Source organism: Bacteroides cellulosilyticus DSM 14838 (assembly GCF_000158035.1).
GTDB lineage: Bacteria > Bacteroidota > Bacteroidia > Bacteroidales > Bacteroidaceae > Bacteroides > Bacteroides cellulosilyticus.
The window spans coordinates 1,207,910-1,226,721 of record NZ_EQ973491.1; the positions used below are offsets into that span (position 1 = coordinate 1,207,910).

An 18,812-nucleotide genomic window follows, 5' to 3' on the forward strand; every position below is an offset into this window, starting at 1 on the left:
GTGAATCCGGTGAACATGAGGCATCAACAGGTTTTGGCGATTCTTTAGTTTATGAATTCGATAAACCTAAAGAGGATGTGCGTCGTGTTGAGTTGGCTGTAAATGAGCTCGTTTCTCAGTTTAATGAGTGGAAGAAATACAACGAAGAAGAATTGAAAAAATATCAGGCTGATTATAATGGTAAGGCTACGGCGTATTATCGTTTTAATGAATGGGGTGGTCTGGACAGAATAGAAAGTACTACAATTACTCGTAATGCGGTTGATAGCACGGCTTATCTGAAGAATGCTTATGAAAAGGAAACAGATGCGGTTAAGAAGGCTGATTTCAAGGTTAAGTATGAGGATGCCTTAGCTGTGGAACTCAGAGTAAAACAAGAAATAGGAAATCAGGAATCTAATATTGATTATTATACAAATAATATTGCCGCCCTGAACGCCTTCTACGATCTGTATGCCAAATACGATACTTACGAAGCAGCTTTGCAGGCCAAGATTACCGCCCGCAATGATGAAGATGTGAAAGCCTATGCTGGTAAGGTTACTGCATGGAAAGCAGAACGGACTGCTTATTGGGCGTACAGCGATGTACAGACTGAATTGGATGCTATCGGTGCTATTTTGAACGGAAATGGCTTAACTGGTGCTGAAGCTTTAGCAAGCACTATTTCAGATTGTGAAGGTGAAATCGCAAGATTACAGAAAGAAAATGAAGACTTCTCATTTGTTCAGACTGCGGAAGATGCTATCAAGCAGTGGAATCTCAGGATTGATGCCCAAGCTGTTGTTGTAAAGGCCAAGGAGATAGCAGTGACCGATGCAAAAGCCGACCTGGATGCGCTGATGCCTGCTGAAGAATAATACAGAAGTATATGAACTATTTGATAAACCGAAAAATAGAAAGAAATTATATTAAAAACATGAAGTTATGAAAAAGAAACTTATGATAATAGCAGTGCTCCTGGGTGCCTTGTCGTTGGGAGCGTGCGTCGACGATAATGAATCACAGTCGGTTACGAATGTACGCAATTCGAAGACTGCCGAACTGAAATCTATAGCAGCCATGGAGAAGGCTGCCGCTGAAGCCAAAGTGACGATGGCGAATGCTGAGGCCAAGCTGAAAGCCGCGGAAGTTGCAGCGCAGCAGGCTGCGGCAGCCAAAGCATTGGCAGAAGCTGAATTGGAAAAGAAGCAGGCCGAACTGATTGCATTGCAGAAAGAAGCCGCCGAAATAGAAAATGAAGCGGCAAAAATTGAAAATGAAAAGTTGCAGGCCGCTCTGGAAGCAGAAATGGCACAACTGGAAGTGGACAAGAAACTGGCCGAAGAGAAACTCGCTAAAGTCGCTGCCGAAATGGAACGGATGGAGCAGGAAAATCAGGCTACTTTGCTGGAAACCCAGCTGGCTATGAAGAAGGCGGAACAGGAATTGCTGGATGCTCAAAAGCAACTGGATAATGCTACAACGCAGGCTGAGAAAGACAAAATCGAAGCGGAAAGACAAAAGTTGCAGGAAAGAGCTACGGCATATAGCGATGCTGTCGATAATTTGATTACCGCCCAGAATTCTCTTATCAGCATGAAGACCCGTCTGGCTACATTGGAGAATGGTTTGACTACATTGAAGGAAGCCAAAGACGCTCAAATTGCAGAGAACAATAATAACATTGCTTTGTATAAGATGTATATTGAGAAATATCAGAAGTATACTAATTATACGGAAGATGTAACGGCTTTGCGCAATGAGTATAATACTCTTTCGGGTGAGAGATCTAAGCTGGCTGATGCTTATTATGCTAAATCTTATGCATTAAATGAAGTGAAAGTGGATCTGAACATTGTTGATGCAGCGGATGAGGCTATTGAGGCAGATGACTTCTATCGTTTTGTTACGACTCGTGGTACGGTATATTTGAAAAATGAAGAAGGGGATGAAACTTCTTTTAATGTGGGTTTTTACAGTTATATGCCGCGGAGTTATAAATATTCCACTTCAAAGCGGTATACTTATAAAATAGATGAGGATAACGAATTTGTGCAATCTTATGGTGATTCCATATATATCAAATTCGGAGAATTGTCTACAGATATTCGTACGGTAGAGCTTTATGTGAATAACCAAATAGAGGGTAATGAGAGTTCGCTCGATTTTTATAAAAAGCAATTGGAATATAACCAGGCACAATATAATGGTAAGGCTACCACTGTGATAGGTTATGATAAGGATGGAAAAGAAATCCTGAAGCCGATCAGAAATGCCGTTGACTCTACTGCATACTTGAAAACGAAACTGGATGCTGCAAAAGAACAGGCTGATATTGATGAATATACCCGTCTTTATAGAAATTCTATCAATAATGAAGAAATATTGTCTAATAATATAACTAATTATAAGGGGCGTGTTGAAAATTACACAATGCGAATTCAGGCTTTGAAGAAGGGTTGGGATATGTATCAGAAATATGATGCCAACATAGCCGAATTGCAGAAGAAGATGGATGCCCGTAATGAGGCAGGGGTGAAAGCCTACGAAGCAAAGGTTGCAGCCTGGAAGGTTACGCAAGATGCTTATGTAGCATATCTGAAAGTAAATGCTGATTATTGGGCAGTATATGCATTGCTTTTCAATACTTGGGTTGATTTAAATGGAGATAATGTTCGGGATGATAATGAAATTTTGATGGGTGCTAATGCTGTCAATGCTCAAATCGAGTCTTATCAAACTCAGATTGAAGCTCTGGAGAAAGACAATACCGATCTTTCTGAAATTCAGACTAAAGAAGCCGCCATTGCCGACCTGAAAGTCAAGATAGCCGCCAAGGAAGTGGTAGTCAAAGCAAGAGAAGTTGCTGTAGCTGCTGCCAAAGCCGCTTTGGACGAGGTGATGCCGAAAGAAGAAGAATAATGGAGACGCATTTACTGCTAATCATTAAAAAGTAAAAATGAATAATATGAGACTAAAGAAACTTTCAATAGTAGCTGTTATGTCCATCATGTGTCTTGCCGTGAATGCCCAGGAGAAGAGTTGTTCAAAAGACTTCACTCCCAAGAAAGGCGATTTCACGATAGCTGCAACGGTGGGCTACAATAGCTACGCAAGCGTCACGGCCCAGTCGGGGTTGTTGACGAATTATGAAGCAGCGGCTCTTTCTACCAACTGGTCGGACAAAAAACTGATGGTTGGATTCGAAGGAGGCTGGTTCTTCAAAGACTTGTGGAAACTGAATCTGGGTGGAGGCTTGAACTTTACGAATAACCCCGGTTATTCAGCTGTTCCCGGCACCATCGATGACAATGTAGGCTCGGCCGAAGATAATATGGGAGAAATCCCCAACTATCGTGCCGTGGCAGACGCCCAATCATTCTCCTACAACGTGTTTGCGGGAGTAGATCGATACTTGAAAATCAAGAAGGTCCCTAATCTCATGCCTTACTTAGGTGTACGCGTGGGTTTCGCATACGGTTTGAACGAAATGAAATATGACGAGTACGAAACGATGGGCAAATCTACTGCTGAGACTTATAATCTCCGTGGTGCCATTACATTCGGCGTCGATTATTTTGTTCTGCCCGCAATGTATGTAGGTGTACAGGTTGATCCCTTTGCATATACTTACAATATGACTACGTATAAACCTCAGGAAGGTTTAGGAAACCTCTCCGCGGACAGCCACAACTTTAGTGTACTGGCTGCCCCGACGATTAAGATTGGATTTAAATTTTGATTTGTCCCTTCTCAATTACGTGAGGTAAAATGTTGTTTAATTAGCTTAATCCCCGGCAGCGAGAGAGTTGTCGGGGATTTTGCCGTTTATAGCTTTCCGGCTACTGTGTAGTTTTTCTTCTCCTTTTGGAATGATATCGGCTGAAAAATATTATTTTTGCAGATATTAAAACGAAAGTCTTATGAAAAATAAAGGGCTGAATCGTCTTAATGTTGCGTTGGTAGAGAAGAAACGATATGGAAAAACTTATAGAATTATCACAGACTGAAATCAAGTTGGCTTTCGTTGCATCTTGCATAGAAGGCACAGCCGGTGCATTGGGTAAATCCTATCATGAAATATTTGAGCGCATGAAGCGTGTCGGAATGATTCGTAATTATATATGGTCTAATTATGAGATGCTTCATACTGAAAGTCGCGAGAATGTGACGAAGAATATGATAGAATGTCTAACAAATTGGGAGGCCGGACAATGAAGACCAAAGTATATCATGGAACAGAATCGGCAGAATGATCCTATTAAATCTCCTGAAATTCAGGAGATGATATTAAGCAATCGTATTGGGCAGATTTCGGCAGAGTTGGCAAAGCGGCTGAACATTGCTCCGGAAAGAGCTTTGGAGCTATTTTATGCCAGCCAAACCTGTGCGGATTTACATGATAAGAGTACAGGTCTGTATCTGTATGGCAATTTGTATGTAGCTGATGAGTTTATGAGAGAAAAAGAGTATTAATATCAATCTTTTCTCACCTAAGCGAGAAAGCTTTCTCATCAAGGAGAGAAAAAAATATCGCTTAGGTGAGAAAAAGCTTTCTTCAGGACTTGAATTCTTTCACTGCCTTTTCCAGCTTTTCCAAAGGCAATTCTCCCGATTGTCTCCAAAGCTGTTCACCTTTTCTCATTAATATAAATGTGGGATACATTTCAATGGTGTAGAAATCAGCAAGGGCACTTTCCTGGTCGATATCCACTTGCACTACTTCAAGGGTTCCTTCCATTGCCTTCTTAAATTCTTCTACAATAGGCTGCATGCGTTTGCAATGCGGGCACCAGCTTGCATAAAATTCTGCCATAACCCAGTCGCCATTGGCTAACTTTTCCCTGTTCCGTTCTTCACGGGCTTCTTTTTTCTCTTCCATGATGGTATGTTTTAAAATGATTGATTATACTTTGAACAATACGGGAAGAAAAAAAGTTTCTATCATTACAATTATTAATGCTATAAAAATTGCTACTTTTGTAAGCAAAAACACGAAAGGACAAATAATATGTCACACTTGGCTACTTTAATAAACGATTTGGCGTTGATACTGATTTGTGCAGGAATCATGACGCTATTGTTCAAGAAACTGAAACAGCCGTTGGTGCTGGGGTATGTGGTGGCAGGCTTTCTGGCCAGTCCACATATGCCATATACTCCCTCGGTGATGGATACGGCTAATATACAGACTTGGGCGGATATCGGTGTAATATTCCTTCTGTTCGCGCTGGGACTGGAATTTAGTTTCAAGAAAATTGTAAAAGTTGGTGGAGCGGCTATTATTGCTGCCTGTACCATCATATTCTGTATGATTCTTTTGGGAATAACTGTCGGTACGGGCTTTGGCTGGCAGCGTATGGACAGCATCTTCCTGGGAGGTATGATTGCCATGTCTTCCACTACCATTATTTATAAAGCGTTCGATGATTTGGGAATGCGTAAGAAGCAATTTACCGGATTGGTGCTTAGCGTGCTGATATTGGAAGATATTCTTGCTATTGTCTTGATGGTGATGCTGTCTACCATGGCGGTAAGGCATAATTTTGAAGGTTCGGAAATGCTGGAAAGTATCGGAAAACTGCTCTTCTTCCTGATACTTTGGTTTGTGGTCGGTATCTACCTGATACCCGAATTACTGAAGCGATGCCGCAAGTTGATGAGTGAAGAAACACTGCTTATTGTCTCCCTTGGACTTTGTTTCGGTATGGTGGTTATGGCAGCTCATACGGGCTTTTCTGCTGCATTCGGAGCTTTTATCATGGGTTCCATTCTTGCTGAAACGGTTGAGGCTGAGAGTATAGAACGGTTAGTGAAGCCGGTGAAAGATCTTTTTGGCGCCGTATTCTTCGTGTCGGTAGGTATGATGGTGGATCCTGCAATGATTGTGGAATATGCACTTCCTATCATTGTAATAACACTGGCTGTTATTCTGGGACAGTCCTTGTTCGGTACGTTGGGTGTGCTGTTGGCCGGGCAGCCTTTGAAGACGGCTATGCAATGCGGTTTCAGTTTAACTCAGATTGGTGAGTTTGCTTTTATTATTGCATCGCTGGGGGTATCGCTCCATGTGACGAGTGATTTTCTGTATCCTATTGTGGTGGCAGTTTCGGTTATTACCACCTTTCTTACTCCCTATATGATTCGCTTTGCCGAGCCGGCTTCAAATTTCGTTGATACTCATTTGCCGGCAAAGTGGAAAAACTTCTTGTTGCATTACTCATCCGGTTCACAGACTATGAATCATGAGAGCCTGTGGAAGAAGTTTATTTTGGCTTTGACGCGAATCACTATTGTCTATTCCATAGTGAGCATTGCGGTTGTTGCGTTAGCTTTCCGCTTTCTTGTTCCGTTGCTTTTGGAACATATACCCGGAATCTGGGGGAAGCTGCTTGCCGCTTTCCTGACTATTCTGTTTATTGCTCCATTCTTGCGGGCTATTATGATAAAAAAGAATCATTCGGCTGAATTTGTAACTTTATGGAAGGATAGTCGGGGAAATCGTGCACCGTTGGTAGCTACAATCGTTATACGTATTCTGATAGCTGTATCTTTTGTAATGTTTGTGATAGCAGGCTTGTTTGAAGTCTCTGTTGGTTTATTGTTGGGTGTGGCTGTTTTATTGGTTACGATGATGATATTGTCCCGGCAACTGAAGAAACAGTCAATCATGATAGAGCGGAAATTCTTCCAGAATCTGCGCTATCGCGATATGCGGGCCGAGTATATGGGAGAGAAGAAGCCGGAATATGCAGGACGTTTGTTGTCCCGTGACTTGCATCTGGCGGATTTCGAAATCCCCGGTGAATCGGCATGGGCGGGAAAGACATTGCTGGAGCTTAATTTTGGAAAACAATTTGGCGTACATGTCGTCTCTATTCTTCGAGGAAAGAAGCGGATTAATATACCGGGAGCTTCCGTAAGGCTTTTCCCGGAAGATAAGATTCAGGTCATAGGTACAGATGAAGAACTGAACCAGTTTGGTACCGAAATGGAGAAAGCTTCTGCTCTGGATACGAATGTAGTTGAAAAGAGTGAAACTATCCTGCGTCAGTTCCGCGTGGATGAGCAATCAGAATTTCTGGGCAAGACGATGCGTGAATCCGGTATTCGTGAGAAGTATCATTGCCTTATAGTAGGGGTGGAGAGAGGAGAAGAAGCCTTGCATGCTCCCGATCCGCATGAGCCGTTTATGGAGGACGATGTGGTATGGGTAGTGGGAGAAAAAGCCGATGTGTATAAATTAGTCGGCCAAAAGAATGAAAATATCGACATGGAATAAAGATGGAAAGTTTATCTTTGTTCCGTAAACATAAATAATAAACCAAGAATATCATGAAAAGTGATCCGAAAGAATGTCTGTATTGTCAGAATAACGAGACGCTGCACAATCTGATGATTGAGTTTGCCGAACTGAGTGTATCCCGTGTGTTTTTGTTTAAGGAACAAACATACAGAGGACGTTGCCTTGTGTCTTACAAAGACCACGTCAATGATTTGAATGAATTGAGCGATGAGGATCGTAATGCTTTTATGGAGGATGTGGCGCGTGTAACTCGTGCTATGCAGAAAGCGTTTAATCCCGAAAAGATTAATTATGGTGCATATTCCGATAAGTTGTCGCATCTGCACTTTCATCTTGCTCCCAAATATGTAGATGGTCCCGATTATGGTGGTACTTTCCAGATGAACCCGGGAAAAGTATACTTAACGGATGCTGAATACAAAGAATTGATTGAGGCTGTGAAGAAAGAGCTTTGATAGTGATTAGGGGTGAGTGATTAGTGATTAACACCATGCGGCGTGCAGCTACTAATCACTGACCCCTAGTCGCTAATTAAAGTTTATTCAGTATTTTGTCCATTGCCCAATTAGTGAGCGTTGCGCTTGCTCCGTCGCAAGTGCAGATGGATTTGCCTAAAAGGTGGTCGACAACGGCTTGGATAAGCGGTTGTTGTACATGTTCCGGATTAGCTACCGGGATTTCTTCTCTTCCTTTTTCTGTGTGAAGGGCGATAGGATCGTAAGTAAATACAGAGAAACAGATCATTCCTTTGTCTCCTATCACTTCAATGCGGTCTTCGCGTGCGGAGTCGTGCGCTACGAAACACCAAGAACCACTACCTACCAATCCGTTATCAAATTGGAAGCATGCACTCAGAGTGTCTTCGGCAGGATAAAGTCCGCCGCGATTACTCTTATATCCACAGGCTTCGAGGATGCAACCGAACATGTTTTGTAATAAGTCAATCTGATGTGGGGCTAAATCATAAAAATAGCCGCCGCCGGCAATATCCGGTTGTACACGCCACGGGAGATTTTCTTTGTTGTAATCTAAGTCACGGGGAGGTTGGGCAAAACGAATTTGAACATTGATGACATTGCCTATGCTTCCATTCTCTATCAATTCCTTTACTTTGAGGAAGTAAGGCAGATAGCGACGGTAATAAGCAACGAAGCAGGGAACCCCGGTTTCATTGGAGATACGGTTGATGCGGCAGCACTCTTCGTAGGTTACGGCCATGGGCTTTTCTATATATACAGGCTTGCCGGCTTTCATTGCCATGATAGCATAAGTGGCGTGTGAAGAGGGAGGGGTGGCAATGTAGATAGCATTCACATCTTCATCGTCAATCAATTCCTGGGCATCATCATACCACTTTGGAATACCTCTTTCCTTAGCATAAGCTTTGGCTTTGGCGCCATCGCGACTCATGACAGCAATTACTTCCGAACCTTCCACCTTTTGGAAGGCGGGACCACTTTTATATTTGGTCACTTCTCCGCAACCAATGAATCCCCATTTAATCTTCTTTTCGCTCATAATGATGTAATGTGATTATCACTCTTTTTTATTCTTCCTCAAAATCGAATTCAAAATCAAAGTCGTCCATGAATTCGGGAGTTGTAAACTCTTCCAAAGTTCGTCGATCCTTTTTTGTGGGACGACCTGCACCTTTGGCACGGTCAATGAAACCACTGATACGGCTCATCTCCAGCAGTTCATACTGATCGGGAGTCGTAACGTTCTCCATCATTTCCGTAACGAGCTTTGCACCAATACGTTTCTCGATAGCTTGCAATACTTTGAAAGAGTAGGTCACAGGTGGTTTGCGCACTTGTATTATGTCGCCTGGTTTCACCGTACGGGCAGCTTTTGCTAATCCTCCATTGATGCTGATGCGTCCTTTCTTACATGCTTCGGCGGCAATGGTACGTGTCTTGAAAATACGTACAGCCCACATCCATTTATCTATTCTTGCTTCACTCATATCGTTCTTTAGTAGTTAGTAGGAAGTAGTTAACTACTATCTACTTCTTATTAAATTGGTTCATTGTAATATCAATTCCTGCCAGGCAGAAGCTTTTGATAATATCTCCTGCAGTCTTTAAGCGTTCGTCCATGGTCTTCCAGTCTTCGTCAGTGAAGTGACCCAGTACATAATCTATCTGACCACCTCGTGGGAACTCGTTGCCGATACCGAAACGGAGCCGGGCATAGTTCTGTGTGCCCAGGATGGCTGCAATGTGTTTTAGTCCATTGTGTCCGGCGTCGCTACCTTTTCCTTTCAGGCGCAGAGTACCAAATGGCAGAGCAAGGTCATCTACTATTACTAACACGTTTTCCAATGGAATGTTCTCTTTCTGCATCCAGTATCGTACGGCATTTCCGCTGAGGTTCATGAATGTAGAAGGTTTCAGCAGTAAAAGCTGGCGTCCTTTCACGGATAGGGTAGTGGTAAAGCCGTAGCGGCCATCATTGAAAGTGACCCCTGCTGCTTTTGCCAATGCATCCACTACCATGAATCCTATGTTATGGCGGGTTTCGTGATAGTCAGGACCGATATTTCCTAATCCAACAATTAAGTATTTCATTTCTCTGAGAAATTATATTTTTCACCACGGGGTTGCGCTGAATTTCACGGAGTTTTTTCTTTAATAATATAATTCTGTGATGCTCTGTGTAACTCTGTGGTGAATAATTATAGAAACAAGGAACGCGGATTATCACAGCTTTCGCGGATTAATGAAATCTGCGTCTTCTGCGTTAATCCGCGTTCCGGAATGTGTCTTCTTGTGAAAGAGCTGATTAGTTGCCAGCAGCAGCGGCAGCACCTCTTGCAGCACGAGTCAACTTAACTGCGCATACAACAGCTTCTTTTGCATTCATCAATTCCAAACCTTCGAAGTTCAACTCACCAACTTTAACAGTCTTACCCAGACCCAGGTGAGCAACATTTACTGTCAGTTTTTCAGGAATAATGTTGTATAAAGCTTTTACTTTTAGCTTACGCATCTGCAATACCAGCTTACCACCGGCTTTTACACCTTCTGCTAAACCTTCCATCTGTACAGGAACTTCCATTACGATGGGTTTAGACTCGTCAATCTGATAGAAGTCAACGTGCAGGATTGTATCTTTTACCGGATGAAATTGGATATCTTTCATGATAGCGTTGATTTTCTTGCCGTCGATAATCAGGTCAACTACGTAGATGTGCGGAGTATAAACCAGGTTACGCAGACCATCAGCAGATACAGTGAAGTGAATGTTTTCACTTCCTCCGTAGAGTACGCAAGGTACACCGTTGTCTTTACGAATAGCTTTCAAAGCTCTTGCTTGTTCCGAAGAACGTTCTGCAATAGTTCTTGCAGTACCTTTTACTTCAATTGATTTCATTTTTTTAATTTTTTGTGTTACTCTAAATTAAGTTGTTTTGTTGCTTAATTCACCATCGCACGATGTGGGGTAGCCACACAATGTTGCAAAAAAGCGGTGCAAAAGTACAGCTTCTTTTTGAATTATCAAAGAGTTGGCTCTTCAAAATCAATATCAATCTTGATTTCTCCGTCCAATTCCATTCCTTTGGTATTCATTTCAGCTATAGCATCCAACTCTGCTTCTGCATTTTCATCTGCTTCTGCATTCATATCGCTTATAACTTCCAACATCTCTTTCCGGTTAATGAAATCAATAGCTTCATTCAGGCCGTTCATGAATTTTTCAAAGTCTTCTCTATATAAGAAAATCTTATGTTTTTCAAAACTTACCTGCAAATCTTCGCCTTCACCGGTCACTACCTTCTTACTTTCAGTAATGGCCAGGAACATTTCATCTTTTCTGTTCTTCTTTACATCCAGATAGTAGATTCGTTTACCTGCTTTAATGGATTTGGAGAATACAATCTCCTTATCGTTCATGTCCGCACCGTTTTTCTTCTTTAAGTCTTCCATATTTTAGGTTTCTTGTTGTAATTGGCTTCAAAAATGACGATTTTTTTTAAACTGTCAAAAGAAAAAGCCCGGATAATGAATATCTGCATTAAAAAATGTGATTTATTTGCGTAAACTCATTAAAAATGTCTACTTTTGCATCTCGTTAACAACAGTATTGATTAATAGATTTATGATTAACAGAGTTCTTATTCGTCTTAAGATTATACAGATTGTATATGCTTATTATCAGAATGGCAGTAAAAATTTAGACTCAGCGGAGAAAGAATTATTCTTTAGTCTTTCAAAAGCGTATGACCTTTATAATTATTTGCTGATGCTGATGGTGGCTCTGACGACGTACGCACAAAAACGCATTGATGCGGCAAAGTCCAAGTTAGCTCCGACCGCAGAGGAGTTGTATCCCAACATGAAATTCGTAGAAAACAAGTTCGTTTCACAACTGGAAGTGAATAAGCAGTTGATGGAGTTTGCTGCCAACCAGAAACGTTCGTGGGCAAATGACGAAGACTTTATCAAGGGTTTGTATGACAAGATTATAGTTTCTGATATATATAAGGAATATATGGCTTCGTCTGATAAATCTTATGAAGTTGACCGTGAACTATGGAGAAAGCTCTATAAGGCATTTGTTTTCAATAACGAAGAGTTGGATGTTTTGCTGGAAGATCAGAGCCTTTATTGGAATGATGACAAAGAAATAGTAGACACTTTCGTGCTGAAGACGATTAAACGTTTTGAGGCAAAAAATGGTGCTAACCAGACTTTGTTGCCGGAATTTAAGGATGAGGAAGACCAGGAGTTTGCCCGTCGCTTGTTCCGTCGCGCTATACTGAATTGTGACTATTACCGTCATCTGATCAGTGAAAATACACGCAACTGGGATTTGGATCGTGTAGCCTTTATGGATGTGATAATAATGCAATGTGCATTGGCGGAAATTCTAAGTTTTCCGAACATTCCGGTAAGTGTTTCGTTAAATGAATATGTTGAGATCGCTAAAGTCTATAGTACGATAAAGAGCGGAAGCTTCGTAAACGGTACATTGGACGGAATAGTTAATCAATTAAAAAAAGAAGGTAAGTTAGCGAAAAACTGATACCTTTGTTGAGTATTAAAAACTAAAAACGAATATTTTATGAATTTAATGACCGTATTCTTGCAAGCTCCTGCCGCAGCCCCTGGTGGTGGTAGCATGATGTGGATTCTTCTGATTGCTATGTTTGCTATCATGTATTTTTTCATGATTCGTCCGCAAAACAAAAAGCAGAAAGAAATTGCAAACTTCCGTAAATCACTTCAAGTAAACCAAAAGGTGATTACTGCCGGCGGTATTCATGGTGTGATTAAAGAAATTAATGACAATGATATAGTACTTGAAATCGCTTCTAATGTTAAGATTAGAATAGATAAAAATTCTATATTTGCGGCTGCTGCTGATGCTAACAGTAATCAGGCTGCTAAATAATTTTGAATAAGTGAGCCTATGATTGATCGTAGGAACATAAAACGCATATATTTAAAAACAGCGAGAAAAGTTAAGGACTTTCTGCTCAGTGATAAGAGCAGAGAGTTCTTAATTTTTTTATTCTTCTTTTTTATAGCCAGTGGTTTCTGGCTACTTCAGACGCTGAACAACGATTATGAAACGGAATTCTCCATTCCGGTACGTTTGAAGGGAGTGCCCAATAATGTGGTTATAACTTCCGAACCACCTTCTGAACTGCATATCCGGGTGAAAGACAAGGGCACGGTGCTGCTCAACTACATGCTTGGAAAGAGCTTTTTTCCTATTACTCTGGATTTTTCTGATTATAAAGGGACTGATAATCATGTACGTATCTACTCTTCACAGTTTGAGAAGAGGTTGCTTAATCAGTTGAATGTATCTACAAAACTGCTTTCTGTAAAACCTGATACTTTGGAGTATATTTATTCTACAGGTGCTTCCAAACTGGTTCCGGTAAAGTTCCAGGGCACGGTGAGTGCAGGGCGGCAATATTATATATCCGATACGGTTTGCAAGCCTGATTCTGTGTTGGCTTATGCGCCGGAGGGAGCATTGGATACCATAACAGTTGCTTATACGCGAAAAGTGAAATTCGAGGATATTTCCGATACATTGAGGCAACAGGTTCCTCTGTTGGCTCCAAGAGGAATTAAGTTTGTGCCCGCTTCGGTAGAAATGGTTTTTCCGGTAGATATTTATACTGAGAAAACGGTGGAAGTTCCCTTGCGGGGAGTTAACTTTCCGGCAGGAAAAGTGCTGCGTGCGTTTCCTTCGAAAGTCAGTGTCACCTTTCAGGTTGGTTTAAGCCGTTTCAATAAGATAACGGAAAGTGATTTCCATATCAATGTTTCTTATGAAGAACTCTTGAAACTGGGTTCGGATAAGAAGTACACAGTAAAACTGAAGTCAGTACCCAAAGGAGTTAATCAGATACGTATCAATCCGGAACAGGTCGACTTTCTTATCGAGCAAGTATCCTTTGAATATGGCGATTAAAATAGGAATAACCGGTGGTATTGGTAGTGGGAAAAGCCTTGTTTCCCGTTTGTTGGAAGTAATGGGGATTCCTGTTTATATCTCAGATATTGAGTCGAAGCGGTTGACGAATTCGGATGCTTTGATCCGTCGTGAATTGATTGCTTTGCTGGGTGAAGAGGTGTATGCCGGTGATGAACTAAACAAACCTTTGCTTGCTTCCTATATTTTTGGAGATCCTGAGCATATTCGTACAGTAAACAGTATTATCCATCCGCGGGTACGGGACGATTTCCGTCAGTGGGTAGAGCGTCATACTACCTATCCGGTAGTGGGCATGGAGTCTGCAATTCTGATCGAAGCAGGATTTGCAGGCGAAGTAGATGCTGTGGTTCTGGTTTATGCGCCCGAAGAACTTCGCATCATGCGTGCCATGCAGCGTGACACCGCTCCTCGCGAATTGATAGAACGCCGTGTTCGTAGCCAGATGAGTGATGAAGAGAAGCGTACTCAGGCTGATTTTGTAATTGTAAACGACGGTAAAACTCCGTTAATTCCGCAGGTTTTAGAGGTAATAACTTCTCTATCTAAAAATATTGCTTACCTTTGCTTAAGCGAAAATAGGCTGCACCTTGGTAAAAACAAATAAATTTGCTTTTACTCTCGGTTTGCACTATCTTTGCCCACCGAAAAAATAAAATATTACTAATAAAAAATAGAACATACTATGTTGAAGACTATTTTGTCTATTTCCGGTAAACCGGGATTGTATAAACTCATTTCACAAGGTAGAAATATGTTGATCGTAGAGTCTCTCACGGACAAGAAACGCTTCCCCGCTTATGGTAACGAGAAAATAATCTCTTTGGGTGATATTGCCATGTATACGGATACGGACGACGTACCTTTGAAGGATGTGTTGACTGCTATGAAAGAGAAAGAAAACGGTGCTGCCGTAGTAATGGATTTAAAGAAAGCTACTGCTGATGAACTTCGTGCTTATCTGGGTGAAGTTTTGCCGACTTTTGATCGCGATCGTGTATATCTGGCTGATATCAAAAAGCTTATTTCCTGGTACAATCTGTTAGTTGCTTGTGGAATAACTGATTTTGAAGATACAGCGGAAGCGGAAACTACAGAAGAAGGAAAGACGGAAGAATAAATTTGAAATAAACTGTTCTTTTAACAGAAAAGGCGGATTATCAGGGGCATCCCGGATAATCCGCTTTTTTTTATGCGGTATCTTTAATTTTGATTACTTTTTTTATACCTTTGTTGCCATCCTGAGATGCAGAGTGGGCGGTGGCCTCTCTCACAAAGATTGAGGGATAATTATGGATAAAAGCGTTTAATATTATCTTGTACTTGAAATCTGGACAATTTCATGCTATTCAAGGATGATAGACAACAAACGCTCATGCTCTGTTGTATATGCATATTCAAATGTATAGTACGGAGCGTGGGCTGTTGTATATTATTTGAATAGTGGCAGTCCAGAGCCCCAGGTACAGTAATAACAGCAGTTCCCACGCTTTTTTTATATGAATTTATTGCCTTTAAGGGGGACTTGAGGCTGGCATTAATTAAGATGGAAGAGCATAAGAGCGTAACAGTACAGGTGGATAAAGCCGCTGGTAAGATATATGTGGATGGAGTGTTGCCAAACGCTACGCTTTGTTTATATCATATCCGGGGGAAGGTGATTGAGGTAAAACAGGCGAGGGAAGAGAGCGCTTCGTTTGATTTGCCATGTTCTGGAGAGTATGTGTTGGTTATAACACATGCGTTGTCCGTACCGGTTGTTAAGCAGCTCGTTATAGAATAAGAAAAAAGCTGCCTTGCCTTCAGTGGCAAGACAGCTTTTTTTATTTGCGGATATTTTAGTTTAGTTTTTGAATACCAGTCCTTCACCACCGGCATCTACTATGATTGGTTTACTGCGGTCTACTTCTTGAGCGAGCAGCTTTTTCGACAAGTCATTCAGTAAGTAATGTTGGATGGCTCGTTTCACCGGACGGGCACCAAATTCCGGATCATATCCGACCTTTGTCAAGAACTCTATAGCTCCATCTGTCAATATCAGTTCCACACCATTCTGGGCCAGCATCTTTTGTACACCTTTTATCTGGAGTACTACAATCTGCTTGATTTCGCTTTCATTCAGTGGCAGGAACATGATTGTCTCATCAATACGGTTTAGGAATTCCGGGCGAATTGTCTTTTTCAACATATTCATCACTTCCTTCTTCGTCTCTTCAATCACTTGTTCTTTGTTAGTACCATTCAGCTTTTCCATCTGACTCTGAATGTAAGCACTTCCCATGTTGGACGTCATAATGATGATGGTGTTCTTGAAGTTTACCATACGTCCCTTATTGTCTGTCAATCGTCCGTCATCCAATACTTGCAGCAAGATGTTGAATACATCCGGATGCGCCTTTTCTATTTCGTCGAATAGTACGACTGAGTATGGTTTGCGGCGAATAGCTTCAGTCAATTGTCCACCTTCATCATAGCCTACATATCCCGGAGGCGCTCCAACCAAGCGTGACACACTATGCTTTTCTTGATATTCACTCATGTCGATACGCGTCATCATGCTTTCATCATCAAAGAGGAATTCAGCGAGTGCCTTGGCAAGTTCCGTCTTACCCACACCGGTGGTACCGAGGAAGATAAACGAACCAATCGGACGTTTCGGATCTTGCAGACCTGCACGACTACGGCGTACGGCATCGGCAACAGCTTCAATGGCTTCATCTTGTCCGATGACACGCTGGTGAAGTTCATCTTCCAGATGCAACAGTTTATCCTTTTCGCTTTGCAGCATCTTACTGACGGGGATGCCTGTCCAACGGGATACTACATCTGCAATGTCTTCGGCATCTACTTCTTCCTTAATCATGGCTTTGTCGCCCTGCATGGCATGAAGCTCCTTTTGAGTATCCTCAATCTCCTGATTCAAAGCCTGCAACTTACCGTAACGGATTTCGGCAACTTTACCGTAATCTCCCTCACGTTCAGCTTTGTCTGCTTCGAATTTAAGGTTTTCTATTTCAACCTTATTCTGCTGGATTCTGTTGACCAATGTCTTTTCACTTTGCCATTTGGCTTTGTACGATTTTTCCTGTTCTTTCAGTTCGGCAAGTTCCTTACCGATTTGTTCCAGTTTCGGTTTATCGTTTTCGCGTTTGATGGCTTCGCGCTCAATCTCCAGTTGTTTGATCTTACGTGAAATTTCATCCAATTCCTCCGGTACGGAGTCTACTTCCATACGTAACTTGGCAGCAGCTTCATCCATCAGGTCGATAGCCTTATCCGGCAAGAAACGATCTGTAATATAGCGGTTGCTCAGCTCTACGGCAGCTATGATGGCGTCATCTTTAATCCGTACATGATGATGATTCTCGTAACGCTCCTTCAATCCACGCAGGATGGAGATGGTGCTTAATGTATCCGGTTCGTTCACGTATACAATCTGGAAACGGCGTTCCAGTGCCTTATCTTTTTCGAAGTATTTCTGATACTCGTCAAGAGTTGTTGCACCGATGCTTCTTAACTCACCGCGCGCTAATGCAGGTTTCAAAATATTGGCAGCATCCATGGCACCTTCACCCTTTCCGGCACCAACCAGCGTGTGAATTTCATCAATGAAGAGAATGATATCTCCTTCTGATTTCTTTACCTCATTGATAACGGCTTTCAGACGTTCTTCAAATTCACCTTTATACTTTGCTCCGGCAACCAGCGCACCCATATCCAATGAGTAAACTTGCTTGTTCTTCAGATTTTCCGGCACGTCACCACGCAGGATACGATGGGCAAGTCCTTCCACAATGGCAGTCTTACCGGTACCCGGTTCACCTATTAATATAGGATTGTTTTTGGTACGGCGACTCAGGATTTGCAACACACGACGGATTTCTTCATCACGGCCGATCACCGGGTCGAGCTTTCCGCTTCGGGCAGCTTCATTCAGGTTGATGGCATACTTTTCCAGTGACTGATAAGTATCCTCGCTGGATTGTGAAGTAACTTTTTCTCCTTTGCGCAGTTCTGTGATGGCTCCTCGGAGCTCGTGCTCCGTCATTCCCGCATCTTTCAGGATGGTGGCAACTGTGCTTTTTACAGTCAGCAATGCCAACAGTAAATGTTCCAGTGAAACAAATTCGTCACCCATCTCTTTGGAATACTGGGTAGCCTTCTGGAATACTTCGTTCGTTTCACGACTCAGGTAAGGCTCTCCACCCGAAACTTTGGGTAATGAATCTGTTTGTTTGTCAAGGACGAGTGCGATCTGCTGTCCGTTCATGCCCAGTTTCTGGAAAATGAAGTTAGTGACGTTTTCGCCCACCTTCATCACTCCCTGCATAACATGAACCGGTTCGATAGCCTGCTGTCCACGGCTCTTGGCCAGGTTCAGCGCTTCTTGCACCGCCTCTTGCGATTTAATGGTAAAGTTGTTAAAGTTCATATCTTATATCTCCTTTCTATTTTCATTTTCAATAACACTTGAATGGGCGCAAAAGATTTGCCAATAGCCTGTACCTGACAATTTTACAGTTAAAAGATGAAAGATAATGCCAAAATGTCTTTATTGTGCCATGCTATTGATATATATATGACGCATCGGACGTATAGATTCCACAATAGAATACTTAGAAACAATAAATAGAATGGGAAGGAAGTCGTATGAAAACCACGCTTTGCCTTATTGTTTTCGTTCTTTTGCCCGTAGCAAAACTTCGTCCCACAGTTGTGGGCTATACGTTTTCCATATGGGGGCTGTGTAGCCCGCAATTGAGGGCCGAACAGACCTCAGCTGGAAAACAAGGTTTTGCTTATAGCATAATGACATTAACCTTAAGGCTTTAAGGGGAAAAGGAAGGATCATATCAAGTTTCTCCTCTGTAATATCTGCTTTCTATATAACGAGATAATGGAGTATAACTCCTTAATTCCTAACGAAGTGATACTCCTTTTACACTTGCGATGAATAATTCAGGCTAAAAAAGGAGATATTTGCATCAATTCGGCCAAAGTTTGCATAATGCATATTAAGGACTTGTGAATTAGTGAATTACAAACATAAAAACGCTCTTTTTTTCTG

Annotated in this window: 20 protein-coding genes; 13 read left to right on the forward strand and 7 right to left on the reverse strand. The window is 41.9% G+C overall.

Going from position 1 to position 18,812, the window contains the following annotated elements:
- The 5 genes from BACCELL_RS16930 to BACCELL_RS16950 form a co-directional block, all read left to right on the forward strand.
- The coding region (locus BACCELL_RS16930; RefSeq protein ID WP_007213170.1) for a hypothetical protein at nucleotides 1-860 on the forward strand (860 nt) is incomplete at its 5' end.
- Between the two features lie 67 nt (nucleotides 861-927).
- Entirely contained in the window at nucleotides 928-2,904 is a 1,977-nt protein-coding gene (locus tag BACCELL_RS16935; RefSeq protein WP_007213171.1) for a hypothetical protein, read from the forward strand.
- A 46-nt stretch (nucleotides 2,905-2,950) separates the two neighbouring features.
- Nucleotides 2,951-3,724 (forward strand): BT1926 family outer membrane beta-barrel protein, encoded by a 774-nt coding sequence (locus BACCELL_RS16940; protein ID WP_044154083.1) that lies wholly within the window; start codon nucleotides 2,951-2,953, stop codon nucleotides 3,722-3,724.
- A gap of 236 nt (nucleotides 3,725-3,960) precedes the next feature.
- Nucleotides 3,961-4,200, forward strand: a complete 240-nt coding sequence (locus BACCELL_RS16945; protein ID WP_007213173.1) for a DUF3791 domain-containing protein — start codon at nucleotides 3,961-3,963, stop codon at nucleotides 4,198-4,200.
- 15 nt (nucleotides 4,201-4,215) lie between these two features.
- Nucleotides 4,216-4,458: a hypothetical protein gene (locus tag BACCELL_RS16950; protein WP_007213174.1), complete on the forward strand. Its 243-nt coding sequence runs from the start codon at nucleotides 4,216-4,218 to the stop codon at nucleotides 4,456-4,458.
- Between the two features lie 82 nt (nucleotides 4,459-4,540).
- Here the strand turns inward: BACCELL_RS16950 and BACCELL_RS16955 are convergent, their stop codons facing one another.
- On the reverse strand, nucleotides 4,541-4,864 hold the full coding sequence (locus tag BACCELL_RS16955) for a thioredoxin family protein (RefSeq protein WP_007213175.1): 324 nt from the start codon (nucleotides 4,862-4,864) through the stop codon (nucleotides 4,541-4,543).
- A gap of 129 nt (nucleotides 4,865-4,993) precedes the next feature.
- Here BACCELL_RS16955 and BACCELL_RS16960 point away from each other — a divergent pair, with 129 nt between their 5' ends.
- Nucleotides 4,994-7,264, forward strand: coding sequence for a monovalent cation:proton antiporter family protein (locus BACCELL_RS16960; protein ID WP_007213176.1), 2,271 nt, complete (start codon nucleotides 4,994-4,996; stop codon nucleotides 7,262-7,264).
- Nucleotides 7,265-7,317: 53 nt separating this feature from the next.
- Complete coding sequence (locus tag BACCELL_RS16965) at nucleotides 7,318-7,743, forward strand: HIT family protein (protein WP_007213177.1); 426 nt, start codon at nucleotides 7,318-7,320, stop codon at nucleotides 7,741-7,743.
- Between the two features lie 76 nt (nucleotides 7,744-7,819).
- Here the strand turns inward: BACCELL_RS16965 and BACCELL_RS16970 are convergent, their stop codons facing one another.
- The 5 genes from BACCELL_RS16970 to BACCELL_RS16990 form a co-directional block, all read right to left on the reverse strand.
- Nucleotides 7,820-8,806 carry a Gfo/Idh/MocA family protein gene (locus BACCELL_RS16970; RefSeq protein ID WP_007213178.1) on the reverse strand — a complete coding sequence of 329 codons (987 nt, stop codon included), beginning with the start codon at nucleotides 8,804-8,806 and terminating at the stop codon, nucleotides 7,820-7,822.
- Nucleotides 8,807-8,834: 28 nt separating this feature from the next.
- Nucleotides 8,835-9,254: an RNA-binding S4 domain-containing protein gene (locus BACCELL_RS16975; protein WP_007213179.1), complete on the reverse strand. Its 420-nt coding sequence runs from the start codon at nucleotides 9,252-9,254 to the stop codon at nucleotides 8,835-8,837.
- Between the two features lie 40 nt (nucleotides 9,255-9,294).
- A complete protein-coding gene (pth, locus tag BACCELL_RS16980; protein WP_007213180.1) occupies nucleotides 9,295-9,858 on the reverse strand; it encodes an aminoacyl-tRNA hydrolase in 564 nt (187 codons plus the stop codon).
- A gap of 214 nt (nucleotides 9,859-10,072) precedes the next feature.
- On the reverse strand, nucleotides 10,073-10,663 hold the full coding sequence (locus tag BACCELL_RS16985) for a 50S ribosomal protein L25/general stress protein Ctc (RefSeq protein ID WP_007213181.1): 591 nt from the start codon (nucleotides 10,661-10,663) through the stop codon (nucleotides 10,073-10,075).
- A gap of 125 nt (nucleotides 10,664-10,788) precedes the next feature.
- Entirely contained in the window at nucleotides 10,789-11,217 is a 429-nt protein-coding gene (locus tag BACCELL_RS16990) for a PUR family DNA/RNA-binding protein (RefSeq protein WP_007213182.1), read from the reverse strand.
- A 172-nt stretch (nucleotides 11,218-11,389) separates the two neighbouring features.
- Here BACCELL_RS16990 and nusB point away from each other — a divergent pair, with 172 nt between their 5' ends.
- The 6 genes from nusB to BACCELL_RS17020 all read left to right on the forward strand — a co-directional run bounded on the left by nusB (nucleotide 11,390) and on the right by BACCELL_RS17020 (nucleotide 15,527).
- Entirely contained in the window at nucleotides 11,390-12,316 is a 927-nt protein-coding gene (nusB, locus tag BACCELL_RS16995) for a transcription antitermination factor NusB (protein WP_007213183.1), read from the forward strand.
- A gap of 39 nt (nucleotides 12,317-12,355) precedes the next feature.
- Nucleotides 12,356-12,685 (forward strand): preprotein translocase subunit YajC, encoded by a 330-nt coding sequence (yajC, locus tag BACCELL_RS17000; RefSeq protein WP_007213184.1) that lies wholly within the window; start codon nucleotides 12,356-12,358, stop codon nucleotides 12,683-12,685.
- Between the two features lie 18 nt (nucleotides 12,686-12,703).
- Nucleotides 12,704-13,723, forward strand: coding sequence for a CdaR family protein (locus BACCELL_RS17005; protein WP_007213185.1), 1,020 nt, complete (start codon nucleotides 12,704-12,706; stop codon nucleotides 13,721-13,723).
- Nucleotides 13,713-14,351: a dephospho-CoA kinase gene (coaE, locus tag BACCELL_RS17010; RefSeq protein WP_007213186.1), complete on the forward strand. Its 639-nt coding sequence runs from the start codon at nucleotides 13,713-13,715 to the stop codon at nucleotides 14,349-14,351. Before BACCELL_RS17005 ends, coaE begins: the two co-directional genes overlap by 11 nt.
- Before the next feature lie 78 nt (nucleotides 14,352-14,429).
- On the forward strand, nucleotides 14,430-14,864 hold the full coding sequence (locus BACCELL_RS17015; RefSeq protein WP_007213187.1) for a DUF5606 family protein: 435 nt from the start codon (nucleotides 14,430-14,432) through the stop codon (nucleotides 14,862-14,864).
- A 426-nt stretch (nucleotides 14,865-15,290) separates the two neighbouring features.
- Entirely contained in the window at nucleotides 15,291-15,527 is a 237-nt protein-coding gene (locus BACCELL_RS17020) for a hypothetical protein (protein ID WP_007213188.1), read from the forward strand.
- Nucleotides 15,528-15,587: 60 nt separating this feature from the next.
- Here BACCELL_RS17020 and clpB read toward each other — a convergent pair whose 3' ends face one another.
- Nucleotides 15,588-18,176 carry an ATP-dependent chaperone ClpB gene (gene clpB / locus BACCELL_RS17025; RefSeq protein ID WP_007213189.1) on the reverse strand — a complete coding sequence of 863 codons (2,589 nt, stop codon included), beginning with the start codon at nucleotides 18,174-18,176 and terminating at the stop codon, nucleotides 15,588-15,590.
- Between the last annotated feature and the right edge of the window lie 636 nt (nucleotides 18,177-18,812).

Coding starts and splice junctions, on each gene's coding strand:
- BACCELL_RS16935 (WP_007213171.1), top strand. CDS start 928: ATGAAAAAGAAACTTATGATAATAGCAGTGCTCCTGGGTGCCTTGTCG.
- BACCELL_RS16940 (WP_044154083.1), top strand. CDS start 2,951: ATGAGACTAAAGAAACTTTCAATAGTAGCTGTTATGTCCATCATGTGT.
- BACCELL_RS16945 (WP_007213173.1), top strand. CDS start 3,961: ATGGAAAAACTTATAGAATTATCACAGACTGAAATCAAGTTGGCTTTC.
- BACCELL_RS16950 (WP_007213174.1), top strand. CDS start 4,216: ATGGAACAGAATCGGCAGAATGATCCTATTAAATCTCCTGAAATTCAG.
- BACCELL_RS16955 (WP_007213175.1), bottom strand. CDS start 4,864: ATGGAAGAGAAAAAAGAAGCCCGTGAAGAACGGAACAGGGAAAAGTTA.
- BACCELL_RS16960 (WP_007213176.1), top strand. CDS start 4,994: ATGTCACACTTGGCTACTTTAATAAACGATTTGGCGTTGATACTGATT.
- BACCELL_RS16965 (WP_007213177.1), top strand. CDS start 7,318: ATGAAAAGTGATCCGAAAGAATGTCTGTATTGTCAGAATAACGAGACG.
- BACCELL_RS16970 (WP_007213178.1), bottom strand. CDS start 8,806: ATGAGCGAAAAGAAGATTAAATGGGGATTCATTGGTTGCGGAGAAGTG.
- BACCELL_RS16975 (WP_007213179.1), bottom strand. CDS start 9,254: ATGAGTGAAGCAAGAATAGATAAATGGATGTGGGCTGTACGTATTTTC.
- pth (WP_007213180.1), bottom strand. CDS start 9,858: ATGAAATACTTAATTGTTGGATTAGGAAATATCGGTCCTGACTATCAC.
- BACCELL_RS16985 (WP_007213181.1), bottom strand. CDS start 10,663: ATGAAATCAATTGAAGTAAAAGGTACTGCAAGAACTATTGCAGAACGT.
- BACCELL_RS16990 (WP_007213182.1), bottom strand. CDS start 11,217: ATGGAAGACTTAAAGAAGAAAAACGGTGCGGACATGAACGATAAGGAG.
- nusB (WP_007213183.1), top strand. CDS start 11,390: ATGATTAACAGAGTTCTTATTCGTCTTAAGATTATACAGATTGTATAT.
- yajC (WP_007213184.1), top strand. CDS start 12,356: ATGAATTTAATGACCGTATTCTTGCAAGCTCCTGCCGCAGCCCCTGGT.
- BACCELL_RS17005 (WP_007213185.1), top strand. CDS start 12,704: ATGATTGATCGTAGGAACATAAAACGCATATATTTAAAAACAGCGAGA.
- coaE (WP_007213186.1), top strand. CDS start 13,713: ATGGCGATTAAAATAGGAATAACCGGTGGTATTGGTAGTGGGAAAAGC.
- BACCELL_RS17015 (WP_007213187.1), top strand. CDS start 14,430: ATGTTGAAGACTATTTTGTCTATTTCCGGTAAACCGGGATTGTATAAA.
- BACCELL_RS17020 (WP_007213188.1), top strand. CDS start 15,291: ATGGAAGAGCATAAGAGCGTAACAGTACAGGTGGATAAAGCCGCTGGT.
- clpB (WP_007213189.1), bottom strand. CDS start 18,176: ATGAACTTTAACAACTTTACCATTAAATCGCAAGAGGCGGTGCAAGAA.